The organism is Pseudomonas sp. MPR-R2A5 (assembly GCF_058793055.1).
This window is the reverse complement of record NZ_JBXAFK010000003.1, coordinates 121069-143205: the sequence shown is the minus strand read 5'-3', so window position 1 is coordinate 143205 and position 22137 is coordinate 121069. Positions and strand designations below refer to the sequence as shown.

Here is a 22137-nt window from a genome sequence, read left to right as displayed (position 1 = left end):
CGGCGAACCGGCACCTACGGGGTAGACATCAGCCTTTACGGAACACAAACACCAACCCAACGATGATCAACCCCATCCCCAGCAGGCTCAACAACGCCAGCCGATTGCCGAAGATCAGGTAATCCATCACCGCCGTCACCGCCGGCACCAGGTAGAACAGGCTGGTGACGTTGACCAGGTTGCCCCGCGCGATCAGGCGGTACAGCAGCAACGTCGCCAGCACCGACACCACCAGCCCCATCCACAATACCGGCAGGTAAAAGCCGGCATTCTGTTCGAAGTGGAACGGCTGGAACGGCACGAATACCGCGCACAACAGCAGCCCGGCCAGGTACTGCAGCGGCAGCGTGCCCAAAGGGTTGTCGGTAATGCGTTTTTGCATGATTGAGCCGAAGGTCATGCTCGCCAGGGCCAGCAGGCCGAAGAGCATCCCGGCCAGGGACATCCCCGCCAGCCCGATACCCTGGTACACCACCATGATCAACCCCGCCAACCCGAGGCCAAGGCCGAACAGGCGGCGCCCGGAACGCTGGCGCTCCGTCAGCGCCACGGTCAGGATCGGCTGCACGCCCATGAGGGTCGCCATCACGCCGGGGGTGACGTTGAGGTCCAGGGCCAGCAGATAGAAAATCTGGTAGGCCCCCAACAACACCAGGCCGGTCGCCGCTGCATACCACAGCGGTTTGCCGGGGCGCGGCAGTTGCAGCTTGAGCATCGGTACGAGGATCACCAGACCGAGCAGGGCGATGGCAAAACGGATCAATAAGAAGGCGAAGGGCGACGCATGGGCCAGGCCCAGCTTGGAGAAGATCGCCCCGCTGCTCCACAGCAGGACAAACAGGCTCGTCGAGGCCGCCGCGGCCACGGATTGTTTCGAAAGAACAGACATGGTTACCACCTGTAATCAGGCAAAAAAAGCCGACTCAGCAAAAGCTGAAGTTCTGGAGTTTTTTCAGGCGTGCAGACGGGGACAGCGAGTCGCTGATCAGCCCGAAATGCCAACACCCGGCGGTGATACGACTGCGTACACCGGCGTGCGACTGACAGGTGGGGGGTAGTGACTGATCTGCGCAGGCTGCTTGTTCCCGCACGGTACGACCACAGCGTTGACCGCTGAGTCGACTACCGCTATGCGCTGGAGAGCTGGCATGGGCTGATCTTGTGTGGAGGGATGAAGAAGGCCTGACTATAACCAGCCGTTGATACGTTTTGCAATCACTTCACCAACGCCCTTGCGTGGCACAGTTTTCATGTGGCCCACAGGGGACGATCGCTATAATGCCGTCCAGTTTTTTCCAAGGACTCCCCATGCTCGCATTGCCCTGGCTGTACCTGGCGCTTCTTTCCATCGGCTATGTGCTGGCCTTGGCCTACGGGCAACTGGGCGTGCTGGCGCTGGTGTCCGTCGCCCTGCTGCTGATTGCCGGTTATGCCGTGCGCCAGCAGCGCACGCCTTGGGCGCGCTACATCGGCCATGGTTTGTTCATTGTGCTGGCCCTGAGCCTGGCGATGCACTGGCTACCGGGCTTCTACAACGGGCGCGCTATCGAGCCACAACGCTTTACCCCCGACGCGGTGCCCTTCTCGATGTACCTGAACCAGGACAAACCGCTGATCGGCTTCTGGCTGTTACTGGCCTGCCCGTGGGTGGTGGCGCGACGCTCCTTGCGCCTGTCGATCTGCGTCACGGCCCTGGCCTTGGCCCTGACCGCAATTGCCGCCCTCGGCGGCGCAGCCTTGCTGGGCGTCATCAGTTGGGCGCCGAAATGGCCGGTGCAGGCGTGGTTGTGGGTATTGAATAACCTGTTGTTGGTGACCTTGGTGGAAGAGGCGTTGTTTCGCGGCTACATTCAGGGCGGCCTGCAACAGCGCTTCAAGCACCTGCCCTACGGCGAGAACCTGGCACTGCTGCTGGCCTCGCTGCTGTTCGGGCTGGTGCACCTGGGCGCGGGCTGGCAATGGGTGTTGCTGGCAAGCATTGCCGGCGTGGGTTACGGCCTGGCTTATCGCTTTGGTGGGCTGGGTGCGGCGATTGCCACGCACTTTGGGCTGAACCTGCTTCACTTCGGGTTGTTTACTTATCCGATGCTGGCTGGCTGATGTCTACCGGAGGCAAGGCGTTCCTGCGGATTGTTGCAAAAATAAGTTAAATAAGCGCCCGCTCCTGCCGATACTCCCTGAAAGCCTTGCGGATTGAACAATCATGCGTAATAACCAACCCGTTACCCAGCGCGAACGTACCTTCCCCGCTCAGCAACGGTTGATCTCCACCACAGATGCCAAGGGCGTGATCACCTACTGCAACGACGCTTTCGTCGAAATCAGTGGGTTCTCCCGCGATGAACTGGTGCGTGCCCCGCACAACCTGGTTCGTCACCCGGACGTTCCGGCGGCCGTATTCGGGCATATGTGGTCAACGCTCAAACAAGGCTTGCCATGGATGGGCATTGTCAAGAATCGCTGCAAGACCGGTGATCACTACTGGGTTAACGCCTATGTGACGCCGGTTTTCGACGGCAACCAGGTGGTCGGCTACGAGTCGGTGCGCATCAAGCCCACCGCCGAGCAGATCCGCCGGGCCGAAGCGCTCTATCAACGCATCAACCAGGGCAAGTCTGCCGTTCCCCAGCGGGACAAATGGCTGCCGGTGTTGCAGGACTGGCTGCCGTTTATCCTGATCAGCCAGTTGAGCTTCATGATCGGTGCGTCGCTGAATTCCCACTGGGGCTTTGCCCTGGCGGCGGGGCTGTCGGTGCCCTTGGGCCTGCTGGGCCTGAGTTGGCAACAGCGTGGCCTCAAGCGCCTGCTGCGCCTGGCCGAGCAGACCACCTCAGACCCGCTGATCGCGCAGATGTACACCGACAGCCGTGGCGCCCAGGCGCGACTGGAAATGTCGATCCTCAGCCAGGAAGCCCGCCTGAAAACCTGCCTCACGCGGCTGCAGGACACGGCTGAACACCTCAACGACCAGGCGGCGCAGTCCAACACACTGGCGCATAACAGCTCCAGCGGCCTGGAACGCCAGCGCGTGGAAACCGAACAGGTGGCCACCGCGGTCAACCAGATGGCGGCGACCACCCAGGAAGTTGCCAGCCATGTGCAGCGCACGGCGGATGCGACCCAGGAAGCCAATCGCCTGACCGGTCGTGGCCGCGATATCGCCGGGGAAACCCGCGAGGCCATTCAGCGTCTGTCGCTGGCCGTGGGCGAAACCGGGGTGACCGTTACCCAACTGGCCAAGGACAGCGATGAAATCGGCGGTGTCGTCGATGTGATCAAAGGCATCGCCGATCAGACCAACTTGCTGGCGCTGAACGCGGCAATCGAAGCCGCGCGTGCCGGGGAGATGGGCCGTGGCTTCGCAGTCGTGGCCGACGAGGTCCGTCAACTGGCCCAGCGCACCGCCGAGTCGACCGGGCAGATCCATGCCTTGATCGCCAAGCTGCAACAAACCGCTGCCGCCGCCGTGCAAACCATGGACGCCGGGCATCGCCAGGCCGAAGAAGGGGTGGCGCGGGTGATGGAAGCGGATCAGGCGTTGGTCGGCATCAGCGAAGCAGTGGCCAACATCACCGACATGACCACCCAGATTGCGGCCGCCACCGAAGAGCAAAGCTCGGTAGCCGAAGAGATCAGCCGCAACATCAGCACCATTGCGCTGTTGGCGGACCAGACTTCGGAACAGGCGTTGAACTCGGCGCAGTTGAGTGAGGAATTGACGCATACCGCCAATACCCAGTACTCGCTGGTCGAGCGGTTTAACCGCTAGACCGCTATCGGGGGCAAGCCCCCTCCCACATTTACCGCGTACACCCCTTGGAACGCAGTCGAGTGTGGGAGGGGGCTTGCCCCCGATAGGGCCCTAGAGGGCTCCGAGAAACCGGGCAACCTGCACCGCCGCAGCCTCCAGATGCTGCTCATGACTGAACCCCGAGGCCTTCAACGGCTTCAAGTCATGGTCCCCCGCCACCAGCCACATTACCTCGATGCTCGGCGACAAATCATAGCCTTCTACCGCCACTCGATTACCCAAGGCATCGCGCTCGCCCTGCACGATCAACGTCGGCGTCTGCAGCCCGGCCAGATGCTCGACCCGGGGCTTCTCCGGCTTGCCCACCGCATAGAACGGATACCCCAGGCATACCAACCCATCGACGCCCAGTTCATCGGCCACCAGACTGGCCATGCGCCCGCCCATGGACTTGCCACCGATGGCCAGTGTTCCAGCGACATGGCGTCGCACCTCGGCATGCACCTCACGCCATGCCTGCAACAGTTTGGCGGCCGGGTTCGGCGGGCGTTTGCCGCCCTCTACGCGCCGCTGGGCCATATAGGGAAACTCGAAGCGCAACACGTTCACCCCATGCAGGGCAAGGCGTGCAGCCATGTCGGTCATGAACGTCGAGTCCATCGGTGCGCCGGCGCCGTGGGCCAGAATCAGGGTGACAGGCTCACGCCGATCTCCCTCTGCCGCGGCGTCCCACAACCAGCCGTGTTCCCGCACACACTGCGCCCATTGATCCCCGTCAATACTGGCCTTGTGCTCTTTGCTCATGCTTGCCTCGCTATTCAGTCTGCCTATAACTCCAGCCCAAGTGCCGCATTCGCTTGGGTTGAACCGTGGATGGGGAACCATGAACACTACATTAAGTACCGCCTATAACTACAAGGTGGTCCGCCAATTCGCCATTATGACGGTGGCGTGGGGCATCGTCGGCATGGGGCTCGGGGTTTTTCTCGCCGCCCAATTGGTATGGCCTGCGCTCAACTTCGACTTACCCTGGACCAGCTTCGGCCGCTTGCGCCCGTTGCACACCAACGCGGTGATCTTTGCCTTCGGTGGCTGCGCGTTGTTCGCCAGTTCCTTCTACTCCGTGCAGCGCACCTGCCAGACCCAGCTGTTCGCGCCGAAAATCGCCGCGTTCTGCTTCTGGGGCTGGCAACTGGTGATCCTGCTCGCCGCGATCTCCTTGCCGCTGGGCTACACCAGCTCCAAGGAATACGCTGAGCTGGAATGGCCGATCGACATCCTGATCACCATTGTCTGGGTGGCCTACGCCATTGTGTTCTTCGGCACCGTGGCCAAGCGCAACACCAAGCACATCTACGTCGGCAACTGGTTCTTCGGTGCGTTCATCATCACCGTCGCGATCCTGCATATCGTCAACAACCTGGAAATCCCGGTCAGCCTGACCAAGTCCTACTCGCTGTACGGCGGTGCGACGGATGCCATGGTGCAGTGGTGGTATGGGCATAACGCGGTAGGCTTCTTCCTGACCGCTGGCTTCCTGGGAATGATGTATTACTTCGTACCCAAGCAAGCCGAGCGTCCGGTGTATTCCTATCGCCTGTCGATCGTGCACTTCTGGGCACTGATCACCCTGTACATCTGGGCCGGTCCTCACCACCTGCACTACACCGCGCTGCCGGACTGGGCACAGTCGTTGGGCATGGTGATGTCGCTGGTCCTGCTGGCGCCAAGCTGGGGCGGCATGATCAACGGCATGATGACCCTGTCGGGCGCCTGGCATAAGCTGCGCAGCGACCCGATCCTGCGCTTCCTCGTGGTTTCGCTGGCGTTCTACGGCATGTCGACCTTCGAAGGTCCGATGATGGCGATCAAGACCGTCAACGCCCTCTCCCACTACACCGACTGGACCATTGGCCACGTACACGCCGGCGCCCTCGGCTGGGTAGCGATGATCTCCATCGGCGCGCTGTACCACATGATTCCGAAAATCTTCGGTCGCGAGCAGATGTACAGCCTCGGCCTGATCAACGCGCACTTCTGGCTGGCCACCATCGGCACCGTGCTCTACATCGCCTCGATGTGGGTCAACGGCATCGCCCAGGGCCTGATGTGGCGTGCGGTCAACGAAGACGGCACCTTGACCTACTCCTTCGTCGAAACCCTGGTGGCCAGCCACCCAGGCTTCATCGTGCGGTTGGTCGGCGGCGCCATCTTCCTCAGCGGCATGTTCCTGATGGCTTACAACACTTGGCGCACCGTGCGTTCGGCACAACCTGCCGAAGTCGCCGCTGCGGCGCAGATGGCCTGAGGAGTCGATGATGAAACACGAAACGATTGAAAAGAACGTCGGCCTGCTGATGCTGCTCATGGTACTGGCCGTGAGTATCGGCGGCCTGACCCAGATCGTCCCGCTGTTCTTCCAGGACGTCACCAACAAACCGGTGGAAGGCATGAAGCCCTATACCGCGCTGCAACTGGAAGGTCGCGACATCTACATCCGCGAAGGCTGCGTACAGTGCCACTCGCAAATGATCCGCCCATTCCGCGCCGAGACCGAACGCTACGGCCACTACTCGGTCGCCGGTGAAAGTGTGTGGGACCACCCGTTCCTGTGGGGCTCCAAGCGCACCGGGCCGGACCTGGCCCGCGTCGGCGCGCGCTACTCGGACGACTGGCACCGCGCGCATTTGTACAACCCGCGCAACGTCGTGCCCGAGTCGAAAATGCCGGCCTACCCATGGCTGGTGACCGCCGCTGTCGACAGCAGCCACACCGAGACCAAGTTGAAAGTGATGCGCACCCTCGGCGTGCCCTACACCGACGACGACATCAGTGGCGCCGTGGCCAGCCTCAAGGGCAAGACCGAGATGGATGCACTGGTTTCGTACCTGCAAGTGCTCGGCACTGCCATCAAGAGCAAGAGGTGAGCCATGGGATTTGAATTCGATGCGGGCACCATCCGCGGCCTCGGCACGCTGGTCGTCGCTATCGCGTTTATCGGCTTGTCGCTGTGGGTGTTCAACAACCGGCGCAATGAGGAATTCGAGCAGGCGCGCCTGCTGCCGTTTGCCGACGAACCCTCTCCATCCGACGCTCAAGAAGAGCCTGTAACAAGGAGCAACCGGCCATGACTACCTTTTGGAGTACATGGATCTGCGTACTGACCCTCGGCAGCCTGATCGGCCTGACCTGGCTGTTGTTCGGCACCCGCAAGGGCGAGACCAAGGGCAGTGTCGACCAGACCATGGGCCACGCCTTCGACGGCATTGAGGAATACGACAACCCGCTGCCCCAGTGGTGGTTCATGCTGTTCGCCGGCACCTTGGTGTTTGCCGTCGGCTACCTGATCCTCTACCCGGGCCTGGGCAACTGGAAAGGCGTGCTGCCAGGCTATGAAGGCGGCTGGACATCGGCCAAGGAGTGGGACAAGGAAATGGCTAAGGCCGACACCAAGTTCGGGCCGATCTTCGCCAAATTCTCGGCCATGCCGGTGGAAGCCGTCGCAAAAGATCCACAAGCGCTGAAAATGGGCGGACGCCTGTTCGCGTCCAACTGCGCGGTGTGCCACGGCTCGGATGCCAAGGGCGCGTTTGGCTTCCCGAACCTGGCGGACAACATCTGGCGCTGGGGCGGTTCGGCCGAAGCAATCAAGACCACCATCATGAACGGTCGCCATGCGGCGATGCCGGCCTGGGGTGACATGCTGGGTGACGAGGGGGTGAAAAACGTCGCCGCCTATGTACGCCATGAACTGGCCAAGCTGCCCCTGCCGGCCGACAGCGCTGCAGACCTGGCCGCCGGCCAAGCCACGTTCAGCACCACCTGTGTTGCCTGCCACGGTCCGCAAGGCCAGGGCATGGAAGCCATGGGCGCGCCCAACCTGACCCTGCCAAGTGGCTATATCTACGGCACCAGCCTGGCGCAGTTGCAGCAAACTATTCGCCACGGCCGCCAAGGCCAGATGCCGGCCCAGGAAGTGCTGCAAGGTAATGACAAGGTGCACCTGCTCGCCGCCTACGTTTACAGCCTGTCCCATAACGCTGATGGCGCCAAGCCAGAAAGCCAAGCTCAATAACCGTTAACTGCCGCCCCGCCCTGGGGCGGCAGCCCTACCCCGTTACGCGACCAAGTGTCGCACCCTTCCAAAGCACAACTTTCCCCTCCTGCCATTCGGGTCTACGCTTGTCCCCACAGTGGATCGGTATTGACCGGTCGACGGCTGACTTGCACTCGTTGGGTTGAACATTTCTACAGGGCGACAGGCGCAAAGGCTGGCAGCGACCGGCTGTCGTGCCACTGACCACTCGTCAGCCGGGCAGCGTGTTCATACACACCCAGTAACAAGTCTCCACGACCTGAGAAAATTCCTGTCCATTTGATCAGCTTTCCATTTCGGATTTTGTCCTTACATCAAACATGGAAAGGGCGCAGAATCTGGCGTGGAACGCATTGACACAGGTCACCCTTGCGTTGCAATGGCACCTCGGTTTCTCCATACTTGCGACCGATTTTTACCTATAAAAAAACCTAAACCGTGGAACCTTAGAATGAGCACAGCAATCAGTCCGACTGCTTATAACTATAAGGTAGTCCGCCAGTTCGCCATCATGACGGTGGTCTGGGGGATCCTTGGCATGGGGCTCGGGGTGTTCATCGCCTCGCAACTGGTCTGGCCGGAATTGAACTTCGGCTTGCCCTGGACGACCTTTGGCCGCCTGCGCCCGCTGCACACCAACCTGGTGATTTTCGCCTTCGGCGGATGTGCCCTGTTTGCCACCTCCTACTATGTCGTGCAGCGAACCTGCCAGACGCGACTGATTTCCGATGGCCTCGCCGCGTTCACCTTCTGGGGATGGCAAGCGGTGATCGTCGGGGCCGGCATCACGTTGCCGCTGGGCTACACCACCACCAAGGAATACGCCGAGCTGGAATGGCCCATCGCCATTTTGCTCGCGATCGTGTGGGTGACCTACGCGGTGGTGTTCTTCGGCACCATCACCAAGCGCAAGACCAAGCACATCTATGTGGGTAACTGGTTCTACGGTGCCTTCATCCTGGTGACGGCGATGCTGCACATCGTCAACCACGCGTCGCTGCCGGTCAGCCTGTTCAAGTCCTACTCGGCCTACGCCGGGGCGACGGATGCGATGATCCAGTGGTGGTACGGCCACAACGCTGTGGGTTTCTTCCTCACCACCGGTTTCCTGGGGATGATGTACTACTTCGTGCCGAAACAGGCCGAACGTCCTATTTACTCGTATCGCCTGTCCATCGTGCACTTCTGGGCGCTGATCACCCTGTACATCTGGGCCGGCCCGCACCACTTGCACTACACCGCGTTGCCGGATTGGGCGCAGTCCCTGGGCATGGCGATGTCGATCATCCTGCTGGCACCGAGCTGGGGCGGCATGATCAACGGCATGATGACCCTGTCGGGCGCCTGGCATAAGCTGCGCACCGACCCGATCCTGCGCTTCCTGGTGGTTTCGCTGGCGTTCTACGGCATGTCGACCTTCGAAGGGCCGATGATGGCCATCAAGACCGTCAACTCGCTCTCCCACTACACCGACTGGACCATCGGCCACGTACACGCCGGCGCCCTGGGTTGGGTGGCGATGATCTCCATCGGCGCGCTGTACCACATGATCCCGAAAATCTTCGGCCGTGCGCAGATGCACAGCGTCGGGCTGATCAACACGCACTTCTGGCTGGCCACCATCGGCACCGTGCTCTACATCGCCTCGATGTGGGTCAACGGCATCACCCAGGGCCTGATGTGGCGTGCGATCAACGATGACGGCACCCTCACCTACTCCTTCGTCGAAGCGCTGCAAGCCAGCCACCCCGGCTACATCGTCCGTGCCCTGGGCGGCGCGTTCTTTGCCACCGGCATGCTGTTCATGGCCTACAACGTCTGGCGCACCGTGCGTGCTTCCGACCCTGCAGAAGCCGAAGCCGCCGCCAAGATCGTCGTTGTGGGAGCCCACTGATGAAGCATGAAGTAGTCGAGAAGAATATCGGCCTGCTGGCCTTCTTCATGGTCATCGCCGTGAGTATCGGCGGCCTGACCCAGATCGTTCCGCTGTTTTTCCAGGACGTGACCAACAAGCCGGTCGAAGGCATGAAGCCCCGCACCGCCCTTGAACTGGAAGGCCGCGACGTCTACATCGCCAACGGTTGTGTCGGCTGCCACTCGCAGATGATCCGACCGTTCCGCGCCGAAACCGAACGCTACGGCCACTACTCGGTCGCCGGTGAAAGTGTCTGGGACCACCCGTTCCTGTGGGGTTCCAAGCGTACCGGCCCGGACCTGGCCCGTGTCGGCGGGCGTTACTCCGACGACTGGCAGCGTGCGCACTTGTACAACCCGCGCAACGTGGTGCCTGAGTCGAAAATGCCGGCGTACCCGTTCCTCGTGGAAAACAAGCTCGACGGCAAGGACACCGCGAAGAAGATGGAAGTCTTGCGCACCCTGGGCGTGCCCTACACCGACGAAGACATCGCCGGTGCAGCCGCAGCCGTGAAGGGCAAGACCGAAATGGACGCATTGGTGGCCTACCTGCAAGGCCTTGGCACCATCATCAAAAGCAAACGGTGATTCTTCATGGATATCGGGATGATTCGTGGCCTGGGCACCGTGGTGGTGATGGTGGCCTTTATCGGCCTGGCGTTGTGGGTGTTCAGCCCGCGGCGCAAGTCGGAGTTTGACGACGCGACCATGCTGCCTTTTGCGGATGATCCCGAAGCCATCAAGCACGTCGAGCAAGCTTCTAGGAGTAACAAAGAATGACTACGTTCTGGAGTCTGTACGTCACAGTCCTCAGTCTGGGTACCATCTTCGCCCTGACCTGGCTGCTGCTGTCGACCCGCAAGGGCCAGCGCGCCGAGCAAACGGACGAAACCGTCGGCCACTCGTTCGACGGCATCGAGGAGTACGACAACCCGCTGCCGAAGTGGTGGTTCATGCTGTTCGTCGGCACCATCGTCTTCGCCCTTGGCTACCTGGTGCTGTACCCCGGCCTGGGCAATTGGAAAGGCCTGCTGCCGGGCTACAACTACCTCGACAACGACAAGCAAACCCCGTTCGCCAACGGCCAGACCGGCTGGACCGGCGTGCATGAATGGGAAAAGGAAATGGCCAAGTCGGACGCCAAGTTCGGGCCGATCTTTGCCAAATTCGCCTCGATGCCGATTGAAGAAGTGGCCAAGGACCCGCAAGCCTTGAAGATGGGCGGCCGCCTGTTCGCCTCCAACTGCTCGGTGTGCCACGGTTCCGACGCCAAGGGCGCCTACGGTTTCCCCAACCTGACCGACGCCGATTGGCGCTGGGGTGGCGAACCGGCGACCATCAAGGAAACCATCATGAAAGGTCGCCATGCCGTCATGCCGGCCTGGCTGGATATCCTCAAGGAACAAGGCGTCAGCGATGTGGCCGCGTTCGTCATCACCAACCTCGACGGCCGCAAGCTGCCGGAAGGCGTGAAAGCCGACGCGGCCAACGGCGAGAAACTCTTCGCCGCCAACTGCGTGGCCTGCCACGGCCCGGCCGGTAAAGGCACCCCAGCCATGGGCGCACCCGACCTGACCCACCCGGGTGCATTCATCTACGGTTCGAGCTTCGCCCAACTGCAGCAGACCATCCGTTGGGGCCGTCAGGGCCAGATGCCTGCGCAGGAGCAACTGCAGGGCAACGACAAGGTGCACTTGCTCGCGGCGTATGTTTACAGCTTGTCCCATGGGGATAAAAAGGCTGAAGGGCAGTAAGACCGGCCGCTATTTAGAAACACAGAAAAACCAATGTGGGAGGGGGCTTGCCCCCGATAGCGGTGGATCAGTCAGACCTTTATTGACTGACACTCCGCTATCGGGGGCAAGTCGAATCGTCGCACCGCCCCTCCCACATTGGATCGTCGGTGTTTTGAAGGCTGGCCCCGCAAAAACCGTCCATACTTCCCAAGTCAATTGATCCAGGTCACGTACACCATCAATTGATTTCCCCCAACGCGACCAAAGGTCGCACCCTTGGAGTACCATCGGGGGCGTATCATTACGCCACTGCAACACCCTTCATTTGACCCCGGTTGGCACGTACTGGCCGAGGCAAATCTCCACCGCCGTGGGATGCAATGATGAGCAACCAAATACCGGTACATGACGTTACCCCGCCTGCCAAAAACTCGAATCAACCTGTCGATCTCTACGCATCGCGAGAGAAAATCTACACCCGTGCCTTCACCGGCCTGTTTCGCAACTTGCGTATGCTCGGTGGCGCCGGTTTGTTCCTCCTCTACTTCGGCACCGTGTGGCTGAATTGGGGGGGTCACCAGGCCGTGTGGTGGAACCTTCCGGAGCGTAAATTCTTCATTTTTGGTGCGACCTTCTGGCCCCAGGATTTCATCCTGCTCTCGGGCATTCTCATCGTTGCGGCGTTCGGCCTGTTCTTTATCACCGTGTACGCCGGGCGCATATGGTGCGGGTATACCTGCCCGCAAAGCGTGTGGACGTGGATCTTCATGTGGTGCGAAAAGGTCACCGAAGGCGACCGTAACCAGCGCATCAAGCTGGACAAGGCGCCGATGGGGGCCAACAAGTTTCTGCGCAAATTCAGCAAGCACACCCTGTGGCTGCTGATCGGCTTTGTCACCGGCATGACCTTCGTCGGTTACTTCTCGCCGATTCGCGAACTGGTGTTCGATTTCTTCACCGGCCAGGCCGATGGCTGGTCGTATTTCTGGGTGGGTTTCTTCACCCTCGCCACCTATGGCAACGCCGGCTGGCTGCGCGAACAGGTGTGCATCTATATGTGCCCGTACGCGCGGTTCCAGAGCGTGATGTTCGACAAAGACACCCTGATCGTCTCCTACGACCCACGCCGTGGCGAAGTGCGTGGCCCGCGTAAAAAGGGTGCCGACTACAAGGCCCAGGGCCTGGGCGATTGCATCGACTGCACGATGTGCGTGCAAGTCTGCCCCACCGGTATCGACATCCGCGATGGCCTGCAAATCGAATGCATCGGCTGTGCTGCGTGCATCGACGCCTGCGACAACATCATGGACAAGATGGACTACCCGCGCGGCCTGATCAGCTACACCACCGAGCACAACCTGTCCGGGCAGAAGACCCACAAACTGCGCCCGCGCCTGATCGGCTATGCGCTGGTGCTGCTGGCGATGATGAGCCTGTTGGCCACGGCATTCTTCATGCGTTCGCTGGTAGGTTTCGACGTCAGCAAGGACCGTGTGCTCTACCGCGAAAACGCCGAAGGCCGGATCGAAAACGTCTACAGCCTGAAGATCATGAACAAGGACCAGCGCGACCACACCTACGTGCTCGACGCCGCCGGCCTGCCGGACCTCAAGCTGCAAGGCCGACGCGAAATCAAGGTGGCCGCCGGCGATATCGTCAGCATGCCGGTCGAACTGTCGAGCGCACCGGAGCAGTTACCGTCGAGCACCAATGAGGTGACCTTCATCCTCAAGGATGCCGATGACGCCAACGTGCATATTGAAGCCAAGAGCCGGTTCATCGGCCCTCAGGTTCGTTAACCACACTACTTCGTTAACCAGAGAGCAGAACAATGCCCGCAGCTACTGCCACAAGCCCTTGGTACAAGCACCTCTGGCCCTGGATCATCATTGGGATCCTGGCCTGCTCGGTGACCTTGACCTTGTCCATGGTGACCATCGCAGTCAAGAACCCGGACAACCTGGTCAACGACAACTACTACGAGGCCGGCAAAGGCATCAACCGCTCCCTGGACCGCGAACTGCTGGCCCAGACCCTGCAACTGCGCGCCAAGGTGCACCTGGACGAACTGACCGGCGAAGTCGAGGTATATCTGACCGGTAACAGCGGCCCGGCGACCCTGGAACTGAACCTGATCTCCCCGACCCAGCCGGAGAAGGATCGCAAGATCAACCTGACCCGCAGCGCCAGCGAACCCGGACGCTATATCGGCCAGGTCACCGACAAGGTCGAAGGCCGCCGTTTCGTGGAACTGCTCGGTGTGGAAGGTGACCGGACCTGGCGCCTGTTCGAAGAAGAACAGGTCAGCCACGACAAGGACTTGCTGTTGGGTGATGAGCCGTTGCAAGGTGCTGAAGACCTGAAGAAGTAAACGCCTGCGCTTCGCGCATCGCGAGCAAGCCCGCTCACACCTCAGGAACGAGCGCCCCTGTGGGCGCGGGCCTGCCCGCGATGAGGCCCTCCCTGCCACCCAAGATCTCACGCCATGACCAGCCCCACTCCCTGCTACCACTGCGCCCTGCCCGTGCCACCCGGCAGCCGGTTCACCGCCGAGATCCTCGGCGAGCGCCGCGAGCTGTGCTGCCCGGGTTGCCAGGCGGTGGCCGAGGCAATCGTGGCCGGCGGGCTGGAAAGCTATTACCAGCACCGCAGCGAAGCCTCGGCCAACCCCGAGGCCCTGCCGGTGCAACTGGTGGACGAACTGGCACTGTACGACCGCGCCGACGTGCAAAAACCCTTCGTACGCCACGAAGGCGACCTTGCCGAAGCCACCCTGTTGATGGAAGGCATCAGTTGCGCCGCGTGTGGCTGGCTGATCGAAAAACACCTGCGCAGCCTGCCCGCCGTGGCCGAGGCGCGTCTCAACCTGTCCAACCATCGCCTGCATGTACGTTGGGCCGACGGGCAATTGCCGTTGAGCCAACTGCTCAGTGAGTTGCGCCATATCGGCTACGCCGCCCACCCTTACCAGGCGGACCGCGCCGCCGAACAACTGGCCGACGAAAACCGGCGGGCCCTGCGCCAACTGGGGGTCGCCGGACTGCTGTGGTTCCAGGCGATGATGGCAACCATGGCCACCTGGCCGGAATTCAATATCGACCTGAGCCCGGAGTTGCACGTGATCCTGCGCTGGGTCGCGATGTTTCTCACGACCCCCATCGTGTTCTACAGCTGCGCACCGTTTTTCAAGGGCGCCATGCGCGACTTGCGCACCCGCCACCTGACCATGGATGTGTCGGTGTCCCTGGCGATTGGCGGCGCGTACCTGGCCGGCATCTGGACCGCGATCACCGGGGTCGGCGAATTGTATTTCGACGCGGTGGGCATGTTCGCCCTGTTCCTGCTGGCCGGGCGTTACCTGGAGCGGCGTGCCCGGGAACGCACGGCGGCGGCGACCGCGCAATTGGTCAACCTGCTGCCCGCCTCATGCCTGCGCATGAAAAGTGATGGGCAGAGCGAACGTATCCTGCTCAGCGAACTGGCGTTGGGCGACCGCGTGTTGGTACACCCCGGCGCGGTATTGCCGGCAGATGGGGTGATCCTCGACGGCCAGTCCAGCATCGACGAATCCCTGCTGACCGGCGAGTACCTGCCGCAGCCGCGCCAGGTCGGCGACGCTGTGACGGCGGGCACCCTCAACGTCGAAGGCGCACTGACGGTCGAGGTCCGCGCCCTGGGGCATGACACGCGCTTGTCGGCCATCGTGCGCCTGCTGGAACGGGCCCAGGCCGACAAACCGCGCCTGGCGCAGATAGCCGACCGCGCCGCACAATGGTTCCTGCTCTGCTCACTGCTCGCTGCCGTGCTGATCGGCCTGCTCTGGTGGGAGCTGGATTCGTCGCGGGCGTTCTGGATCGTATTGGCGATGCTGGTGGCGACCTGCCCGTGCGCCCTCTCGCTGGCCACGCCAACCGCCCTGACTGCCGCCACCGGCACCCTGCACAAACTCGGCTTGTTGCTCACCCGAGGCCATGTGCTGGAAGGCTTGAACCAGATTGACACGGTGATTTTCGACAAGACCGGCACCCTCACCGAAGGGCGCCTGGCGCTGCGCGCGATCCGGCCGCTGGGCGCCCTGGACAGCGACCAGTGCCTGGGCCTCGCCGCTGCCCTCGAAAATCGCTCTGAACATCCGATCGCACGGGCCTTCGGCCGTGCCCCCCTGGCCGCTGACGAAGTGCTCAGTACCCCCGGCCTGGGCCTGGAAGGTCGCGTCGGCGAACGCCTGCTGCGGATCGGCCAGCCGGGGTTCGTGTGCGCACTGAGCGGTTGTCCGATCCCCGCCTCACCGGACGAAGCCGGACAATGGCTGCTGCTGGGCGACCGCGACGGCGCCCTCGCCTGGTTCGTACTGGATGACCGCCTGCGCAGCGACGCGCCGGCCCTGCTGGCTGCGTGCAAGGCACGGGGCTGGCGCACGCTGCTGCTGTCGGGGGACAGTTCACCGATGGTCGCCAGCGTGGCCGCCGAACTGGGCATCGACGAAGCCCACGGCGGCCTGCGCCCCGACGACAAGCTGCAGGTGCTGCAACAGTTGCATCAGCAAGGCCGTAAGGTGTTGATGCTGGGTGACGGTGTCAATGATGTCCCCGTACTCGCCGCCGCCGATATCAGCGTGGCCATGGGTTCGGCCACAGACCTGGCGAAAACCAGCGCGGACGCGGTATTGCTGTCCAACCGCCTGGATGCCTTGGTGCAAGCCTTCACCTTGGCGCGACGCACCCGTCGGGTCATCATTGAAAACCTGCTTTGGGCCGGGCTGTACAATGGCCTGATGCTGCCGTTTGCCGCCCTCGGCTGGATCACGCCGATCTGGGCGGCGATCGGCATGTCCCTCAGTTCGTTGACCGTGGTGCTCAACGCCCTGCGCCTGACTCGCCTGCCGAGTGCGCAGGCCAAAAGCGCCCCCTTGGTAAATCGCCCGCTGCCGGCTTGAGCCGCGCGGGCATGGAGTGCAGATGCCAGCTCTATACGTGATGATTCCAGCGGCGCTGCTGTTAGTGGGCGTCGCCATCTACATCTTCTTCTGGGCCGTGGACAGTGGTCAGTACGACGACCTCGACGGCCCGGCCCACAGCGTGCTGTTCGACGACCAGGACCCGAACCACCTGGCCGCCGTTGACAAGGCCAACGGCCCCGAACAGCCGGCCCAACCCAAAGACCCTCCCCATGCTTGAACTCCTGCCGCTGCTGGTCTCCGCCTTGATCCTCGGGCTTTTGGGCGGCGGCCATTGCCTGGGCATGTGCGGCGGGCTGATGGGCGCGCTGACCCTGGCGATCCCCAAGGAACAACGCAGCCGCAGGTTTCGCCTGCTGCTGGCGTATAACCTCGGCCGCATCCTCAGCTATGCCACGGCGGGCCTGTTGATCGGCCTGGCCGGTTGGGCCGTGGCCAACAGCCCGGCGGCGATGTTCATGCGCGTGCTCGCCGGGTTGCTGCTGATCTGCATGGGCCTATACCTGGCCGGCTGGTGGAGCGGGCTGACCCGTATCGAAAGCCTTGGGCGCGGCCTGTGGCGCTACATCCAGCCGGTCGCGAACCGTTTGCTGCCAGTGTCCAGCCTGCCCCGCGCCCTGCTGCTGGGCGCGCTGTGGGGCTGGTTGCCGTGCGGCCTGGTCTACAGCACCCTGCTGTGGGCTGCCAGCCAGGGCAATGCGCTGGACAGTGCGCTGCTGATGCTGGCGTTCGGCCTCGGCACCTGGCCGGTGCTGCTGGCGACGGGGCTGGCCGCCGAACGCGTCACGGCGTTATTGCGCAAACGTAGCGTGCGTGTGGCGGGGGGCGTGCTGGTGATGCTGTTCGGTATCTGGACCTTGCCAGGGCCTCATCAGCACTGGCTAATGGGCCACTAAAAGGCCATGTGGCATAGCGCCGCTCCCCGTTGACGCAAATCAAGATGCCTTTTCAGCCACGCCCCTAGACTCGGCCCACTAGCCTATCCGGGGGAACGCCCGCATGCTCGACGCCATTCGTTGGGACAGCAATCTGATTCACCGCTACGACTTGGCGGGGCCGCGCTACACGTCCTACCCCACCGCCGTACAATTCGACAGTCAGGTCGGTACCTTCGACCTGCTCCACGCCCTGCGCGACAGCCGTAAGGCCGTCCGACCGTTATCGCTGTATGTGCATGTGCCATTCTGCGCGAACATTTGCTACTACTGCGCCTGTAACAAGGTGATCACCAAGGACCGGGGCCGCGCCCAGGCTTACCTGCAACGCCTGGAGCAGGAAATCCAATTGGTCGCCTGCCATCTCGACCCCAAGCAATCGGTGGAACAACTGCACTTCGGCGGCGGCACCCCAACGTTTCTCAGCCATGACGAACTGCGCCAGGTGATGGCCTGCCTGCGCAAACACTTCAATCTGCTCGACGATGATTCCGGCGACTACGGCATCGAGATCGACCCGCGTGAAGCCGATTGGGCGACCATGGGCCTGTTGCGCGAACTCGGCTTCAACCGTGTCAGCATCGGCGTGCAAGACCTCGACCCGGACGTGCAGCGGGCGGTCAATCGCCTGCAAAGCCTGGAAGAAACCCGAGCGGTGATCGACGCGGCGCGCACCCTGCAGTTTCGCTCGATCAATATCGACCTGATCTACGGCCTGCCCAAGCAAACCCCCATCAACTTCGCACGCACCGTGGAAGAAGTGATCAAGCTGCAACCGGACCGCTTGTCGGTGTTCAACTACGCACACCTGCCGGAGCGTTTCATGCCCCAGCGGCGGATCAACAGCGACGACCTGCCCGCACCGGCGCAAAAGCTGCTGATGCTGCAAACCACTATTGAACAACTGACCGAGGCCGGCTACCGCTACATCGGCATGGACCACTTCGCCCTGCCGGACGACGAACTGGCCATCGCCCAGGAAGAAGGCACGCTGCAACGCAACTTCCAGGGCTATACCACCCATGGCCATTGCGACTTGATCGGGCTCGGGGTATCGGCAATCAGCCAGATTGGCGACCTGTATTGCCAGAACACCAGCGACCTCAGCGGCTATCAGAACGCACTGGCCGGCGCACAATTGGCCACCAGCCGTGGCTTGTTGTGTACCACGGACGATCGATTACGGCGGGAAGTGATTCAGCAGTTGATCTGCAATTTCAGCCTGGACTTCGAACAGATCGAACAGGCATTCAACATTGATTTTCGCGGGTACTTCGACGAAATCTGGCCGCAACTGGAGGCGATGGCAGAAGACGGCCTGATTGAGCTCGACGCCGAGGGTATTCGGGTGCTGCCGGCCGGACGCCTGCTGGTGCGCTCGGTGTGCATGGTGTTCGATGCCTATCTGGACCACCAGAACCGGCATCGATTTTCACGGGTGATCTGAGACCGTCCTACGCCATTGCCAGGGAACCGGCCTTGAGTGCATCTGGGCCACTCAAGCCTTTCATCGACTTGGCCAGGGACGTTTGCGCGGTCACCAGGCTAGCTTGCAGGGTGCTCAGCGCCCCTTGCAGATTGCTGATCTTGATCCGCGCCTCTTCCGGGCTAAGGCTCTTGTCCGCCATCACCGCTTGCAGTTCCTGCTGTTTCTCGGCGATCTGCTCCTTGATCTTGCGGATCATCTTGAGGGCCTGCTGAATGTTATCCGGCAGGCCGCTCTCCTCGATATCACTGTTGGACTTCTTCGCGGCACTGGCAGCAAGCAAGGCGGCACCGGAAATGGTCACCTTCACGCCTTCAGGTTCCTTGGTTTGCCGCAGCGGCGTGGCCGTTGCGTCCTTGAGTGCCTTGGCGGCGGCGGCAGCCTTGGTCTCCGCCACCAGGTCTTTCGACGGCGGCGAATCCATCAAGGCCGTATTGACCGGGATATTCGCACTAATGGAGATCATGATTCGAGCCTCCGAGCTCAAGCATTCGTCCCTTTGTATCGACCTGGACACATAAAGCTTTATGCCGATGCTGGTTTTTTGTACACGCTGGCCTCAACGCCTCCCAGTGCGGTACCCTTACGTCTTATGTGTGTTCTCCCACAAGGATTTAAGAAATGTCCGAGCCAGTCAAACTGCGCGCTCACAGCCAGGCTCACTGCAAGGATTGCAGCCTGGCGCCCCTCTGCCTGCCACTTTCGTTGAATCTGGAAGACATGGATGCGCTGGACGATATCGTTAAACGCGGTCGCCCGCTGAAAAAAGGCGAGTTTCTGTTTCGCCAGGGCGACAAGTTCGATTCCGTCTATGCAGTACGGTCGGGCGCGTTGAAGACATTCAGCCTGAGCGACAGCGGCGAAGAACAGATCACCGGCTTCCACCTGCCAAGCGAGCTGGTCGGGCTGTCGGGCATGGACACCGAGATTCACCCTGTGTCGGCCCAGGCCCTGGAGACCACATCGGTGTGCGAAATTCCTTTCGAACGCCTGGACGAATTGGCCCTGCAACTGCCGCAACTGCGCCGTCAGCTGATGCGCGTGATGAGTCGCGAAATTCGTGATGACCAGCAAATGATGCTGCTGTTGTCGAAAAAAACCGCCGACGAGCGCATTGCGACGTTCCTGGTCAACTTGTCGGCGCGGTTCCGTGCCCGTGGTTTCTCGGCCAACCAGTTCCGCCTGAGCATGTCGCGCAACGAAATTGGTAACTACCTTGGCCTGGCCGTGGAAACCGTGTCGCGGGTGTTCACCCGTTTCCAACAGAACGAGCTGATCGCCGCCGAAGGCAAGGAAGTGCATATCCTCGACCCGATCCAGCTGTGTGCATTGGCCGGCGGTTCGCTGGAAGGTTGATGTTCAAAGGTTGATCCAGACACCTGGGGCCGCGCCAACCCGCGAGGCCGCGGGTATACTTCGAGTCCGCTTCCCTGCCCCAGGACTCTTCGACGATGATCTTCGATTCGTTCGACATCAAATCCCTGATTCGCCCTGTCATCGACTTCCCCAAGCCTGGGGTGATCTTTCGCGATATCACGCCACTGTTCCAATCGCCCCGCGCCCTGCGCCTGGTGGCCGATAGCTTTGCCCACCGCTACGTCGAAGCCGACTTCACCCATATCGGCGCGATGGACGCCCGAGGCTTCCTGATCGGCTCGATCCTCGCCTACCAATTGAACAAACCGCTGATCCTGTTCCGCAAGCAAGGCAAGCTGCCGGCCGATGTGCTGACCGAGGGTTACCAGACCGAATACGGCGAAGCCTTCCTCGAAGTGCACGCCGACAGCCTGTGCGAAGGTGACTCGGTGCTGATGTTCGATGACCTGATCGCCACCGGCGGCACCCTGATCGCCGCGGCGAACCTGGTACGGCGCATGGGCGCGAGGCTTTTTGAAGCGGCGGCGATCATCGACCTGCCGGAGCTGGGTGGCTCGCAGCGCTTGGAAGACATGGGGATTCCGACCTTTTGCCTGACGCAGTTTGCCCTGACTGAACGGTAACGGTGACCTGGGCTCCCGATGAAGCCATTAAGGACAACACACCTCACAACCCCATCTGCTTGCTGATGATTTCATTCATCACTTCGCGGGTGCCCCCGCCGATGGACAGGATGCGGTTGTCGCGATACAGCCGCTCCACCAGGCTGCCACGCATATACCCCTGGCCGCCGAGTATCTGCACGGCGTCATAAGTGACGCGGTCAGCGGTGTCGGTGGCCAGGTTTTTAGCCATGGAAATTTCCTTGATCACACTGACGCCAGCGGCCATTTTCGCGGCCTGGCGGTAGGTGAACTCCCTTGAGACTTCCACGGCGGTGGCCATTTCTGCCAGGCGATGCTTGAGCACCTGGAACTTGCCAATGGGTTTGCCGAACGCTTCACGCTGGGCGGCCCATTTGAGGCTTTCCTCCAGCGCAAGCTGTGCAGTCATATTGGCCATGAGGGCCAAGGCCAGGCGTTCGCTCTGGAAGTTGCCCATGATGCAGGCAAATCCCAGGTTCTCGGCGCCGATCAGGTTAGCGACAGGCACCCGGCAATCATCGAAGAACAATTCAGCGGTGTCGGACGCCCACCAGCCCATCTTCTTGAGTGGCTGGCCCACGGTAAAACCGGCAGTGCCCTTTTCAATCAGCAACAGGCTGATGCCGCCAAAGCCAGGCCCACCGGTACGCACCGCCACGGTGTAGAAGTCGGCACGAATACCGCTGGTGATAAAGGTCTTGCTGCCGCTGACCCGGTAATGATCGCCGTCGCGAATGGCGCGGGTTTGCAGGTTGGCCACATCGGAACCGCCACCGGGCTCGGTGACGGCCAGGGCGATGATCTTCTCGCCCGACAACACCTGCGGTGCCACACGCTCGCGCAACTCGGGCCGCGCCCATTTGACCACCGGCGGCAAACCGATATCCAGCGAGCCCAAGCCCGCCACCACACCACCGGAACCACAGCGCATCAACTCCTCGCTGGCGGCGACCTTGGCGAACAGATCACCTTCATGGCTACCGCCCAGGGCTTCGGGATAACCGATGCCGAGGATCCCCGCCGCGCCTGCCTTGCGGTACAACTCCCGGGGAAAGCTTTCCGCCTCCTCCCACTGCTCGATGTCCGGCAGCATTTCGCGCTCGACGAAACGGCGCACGCTGTCACGAACCAATTGGTGGCTGGGGTCGAAGTAGTCCTGGAAGGCAGGCATCGGCAAGCTCCACGGTAAGGTGGAGCGAAATTACCAAGCGCTTGCTTGGTGATCAAGCCGTATGCACATC

The 22137-nt window shown here is 61.7% G+C and carries 22 protein-coding genes; 18 read left to right on the top strand and 4 right to left on the bottom strand.

The genetic code is table 11. The annotated features are described in order from the left end of the window. Positions 1 to 28: 28 nt before the first annotated feature. Positions 29 to 889 carry a DMT family transporter gene (locus AC1Q6I_RS03380; RefSeq protein ID WP_024076820.1) on the bottom strand — a complete coding sequence of 287 codons (861 nt, stop codon included), beginning with the start codon at positions 887 to 889 and terminating at the stop codon, positions 29 to 31. Between the two features lie 419 nt (positions 890 to 1308). On the opposite strand from AC1Q6I_RS03380, the gene AC1Q6I_RS03375 reads away from it, so the two are divergent. Both AC1Q6I_RS03375 and AC1Q6I_RS03370 read left to right on the top strand, forming a co-directional pair. Then, on the top strand, positions 1309 to 2100 hold the full coding sequence (locus tag AC1Q6I_RS03375; RefSeq protein WP_069076784.1) for a CPBP family intramembrane glutamic endopeptidase: 792 nt from the start codon (positions 1309 to 1311) through the stop codon (positions 2098 to 2100). Between the two features lie 103 nt (positions 2101 to 2203). Then, the gene (locus tag AC1Q6I_RS03370) at positions 2204 to 3769 is read left to right on the top strand and encodes a methyl-accepting chemotaxis protein (protein ID WP_024076822.1); all 1566 of its coding nucleotides are present in this window, start codon (positions 2204 to 2206) and stop codon (positions 3767 to 3769) included. Positions 3770 to 3862: 93 nt separating this feature from the next. Here AC1Q6I_RS03370 and AC1Q6I_RS03365 read toward each other — a convergent pair whose 3' ends face one another. Beyond that, positions 3863 to 4555: an alpha/beta family hydrolase gene (locus AC1Q6I_RS03365; RefSeq protein ID WP_069076782.1), complete on the bottom strand. Its 693-nt coding sequence runs from the start codon at positions 4553 to 4555 to the stop codon at positions 3863 to 3865. A 79-nt stretch (positions 4556 to 4634) separates the two neighbouring features. On the opposite strand from AC1Q6I_RS03365, the gene ccoN (AC1Q6I_RS03360) reads away from it, so the two are divergent. The 14 genes from ccoN (AC1Q6I_RS03360) (at position 4635) to hemN (ending at position 18836) form a co-directional block, all read left to right on the top strand. Beyond that, a complete protein-coding gene (gene ccoN, locus AC1Q6I_RS03360) occupies positions 4635 to 6059 on the top strand; it encodes a cytochrome-c oxidase, cbb3-type subunit I (RefSeq protein WP_102623523.1) in 1425 nt (474 codons plus the stop codon). A gap of 10 nt (positions 6060 to 6069) precedes the next feature. Next, positions 6070 to 6678, top strand: coding sequence for a cytochrome-c oxidase, cbb3-type subunit II (gene ccoO, locus AC1Q6I_RS03355; protein WP_017735321.1), 609 nt, complete (start codon positions 6070 to 6072; stop codon positions 6676 to 6678). Between the two features lie 3 nt (positions 6679 to 6681). After that, positions 6682 to 6882 carry a cbb3-type cytochrome oxidase subunit 3 gene (locus AC1Q6I_RS03350; protein ID WP_024076825.1) on the top strand — a complete coding sequence of 67 codons (201 nt, stop codon included), beginning with the start codon at positions 6682 to 6684 and terminating at the stop codon, positions 6880 to 6882. Then, positions 6879 to 7826: a cytochrome-c oxidase, cbb3-type subunit III gene (gene ccoP / locus AC1Q6I_RS03345; protein WP_024076826.1), complete on the top strand. Its 948-nt coding sequence runs from the start codon at positions 6879 to 6881 to the stop codon at positions 7824 to 7826. Before AC1Q6I_RS03350 ends, ccoP (AC1Q6I_RS03345) begins: the two co-directional genes overlap by 4 nt. 472 nt (positions 7827 to 8298) lie before the next feature. Further along, positions 8299 to 9741, top strand: a complete 1443-nt coding sequence (gene ccoN / locus AC1Q6I_RS03340) for a cytochrome-c oxidase, cbb3-type subunit I (protein ID WP_024076827.1) — start codon at positions 8299 to 8301, stop codon at positions 9739 to 9741. Continuing rightward, on the top strand, positions 9741 to 10349 hold the full coding sequence (gene ccoO / locus AC1Q6I_RS03335) for a cytochrome-c oxidase, cbb3-type subunit II (RefSeq protein ID WP_003193167.1): 609 nt from the start codon (positions 9741 to 9743) through the stop codon (positions 10347 to 10349). Before ccoN (AC1Q6I_RS03340) ends, ccoO (AC1Q6I_RS03335) begins: the two co-directional genes overlap by 1 nt. 6 nt (positions 10350 to 10355) lie before the next feature. After that, the gene (locus tag AC1Q6I_RS03330) at positions 10356 to 10541 is read left to right on the top strand and encodes a CcoQ/FixQ family Cbb3-type cytochrome c oxidase assembly chaperone (protein ID WP_003193169.1); all 186 of its coding nucleotides are present in this window, start codon (positions 10356 to 10358) and stop codon (positions 10539 to 10541) included. Further along, complete coding sequence (gene ccoP / locus AC1Q6I_RS03325) at positions 10538 to 11515, top strand: cytochrome-c oxidase, cbb3-type subunit III (protein ID WP_024076828.1); 978 nt, start codon at positions 10538 to 10540, stop codon at positions 11513 to 11515. Before AC1Q6I_RS03330 ends, ccoP (AC1Q6I_RS03325) begins: the two co-directional genes overlap by 4 nt. Positions 11516 to 11880: 365 nt before the next feature. Continuing rightward, positions 11881 to 13296 carry a cytochrome c oxidase accessory protein CcoG gene (gene ccoG, locus AC1Q6I_RS03320; RefSeq protein ID WP_024076829.1) on the top strand — a complete coding sequence of 472 codons (1416 nt, stop codon included), beginning with the start codon at positions 11881 to 11883 and terminating at the stop codon, positions 13294 to 13296. A 32-nt stretch (positions 13297 to 13328) separates the two neighbouring features. After that, a complete protein-coding gene (locus tag AC1Q6I_RS03315) occupies positions 13329 to 13868 on the top strand; it encodes a FixH family protein (protein ID WP_102623524.1) in 540 nt (179 codons plus the stop codon). Positions 13869 to 13982: 114 nt separating this feature from the next. Then, positions 13983 to 16433, top strand: a complete 2451-nt coding sequence (locus AC1Q6I_RS03310) for a heavy metal translocating P-type ATPase (protein ID WP_102623525.1) — start codon at positions 13983 to 13985, stop codon at positions 16431 to 16433. 22 nt (positions 16434 to 16455) lie between these two features. Further along, on the top strand, positions 16456 to 16674 hold the full coding sequence (gene ccoS, locus AC1Q6I_RS03305) for a cbb3-type cytochrome oxidase assembly protein CcoS (protein WP_024076832.1): 219 nt from the start codon (positions 16456 to 16458) through the stop codon (positions 16672 to 16674). After that, on the top strand, positions 16667 to 17350 hold the full coding sequence (locus AC1Q6I_RS03300; RefSeq protein ID WP_024076833.1) for a sulfite exporter TauE/SafE family protein: 684 nt from the start codon (positions 16667 to 16669) through the stop codon (positions 17348 to 17350). Before ccoS ends, AC1Q6I_RS03300 begins: the two co-directional genes overlap by 8 nt. Before the next feature lie 103 nt (positions 17351 to 17453). Further along, a complete protein-coding gene (hemN, locus tag AC1Q6I_RS03295; protein ID WP_102623526.1) occupies positions 17454 to 18836 on the top strand; it encodes an oxygen-independent coproporphyrinogen III oxidase in 1383 nt (460 codons plus the stop codon). A gap of 7 nt (positions 18837 to 18843) precedes the next feature. On the opposite strand, the gene AC1Q6I_RS03290 is transcribed toward hemN, so the two are convergent. After that, complete coding sequence (locus tag AC1Q6I_RS03290) at positions 18844 to 19341, bottom strand: hypothetical protein (RefSeq protein ID WP_024076835.1); 498 nt, start codon at positions 19339 to 19341, stop codon at positions 18844 to 18846. 155 nt (positions 19342 to 19496) lie between these two features. Between AC1Q6I_RS03290 and fnr the strand changes: the two genes are divergently transcribed. After that, entirely contained in the window at positions 19497 to 20231 is a 735-nt protein-coding gene (gene fnr, locus AC1Q6I_RS03285) for a fumarate/nitrate reduction transcriptional regulator Fnr (protein WP_016979302.1), read from the top strand. Between the two features lie 95 nt (positions 20232 to 20326). Next, the gene (locus tag AC1Q6I_RS03280; protein ID WP_024076836.1) at positions 20327 to 20875 is read left to right on the top strand and encodes an adenine phosphoribosyltransferase; all 549 of its coding nucleotides are present in this window, start codon (positions 20327 to 20329) and stop codon (positions 20873 to 20875) included. 43 nt (positions 20876 to 20918) lie between these two features. Here the strand turns inward: AC1Q6I_RS03280 and AC1Q6I_RS03275 are convergent, their stop codons facing one another. Continuing rightward, the gene (locus AC1Q6I_RS03275; RefSeq protein WP_024076837.1) at positions 20919 to 22067 is read right to left on the bottom strand and encodes an acyl-CoA dehydrogenase family protein; all 1149 of its coding nucleotides are present in this window, start codon (positions 22065 to 22067) and stop codon (positions 20919 to 20921) included. Positions 22068 to 22137 lie beyond the last annotated feature (70 nt).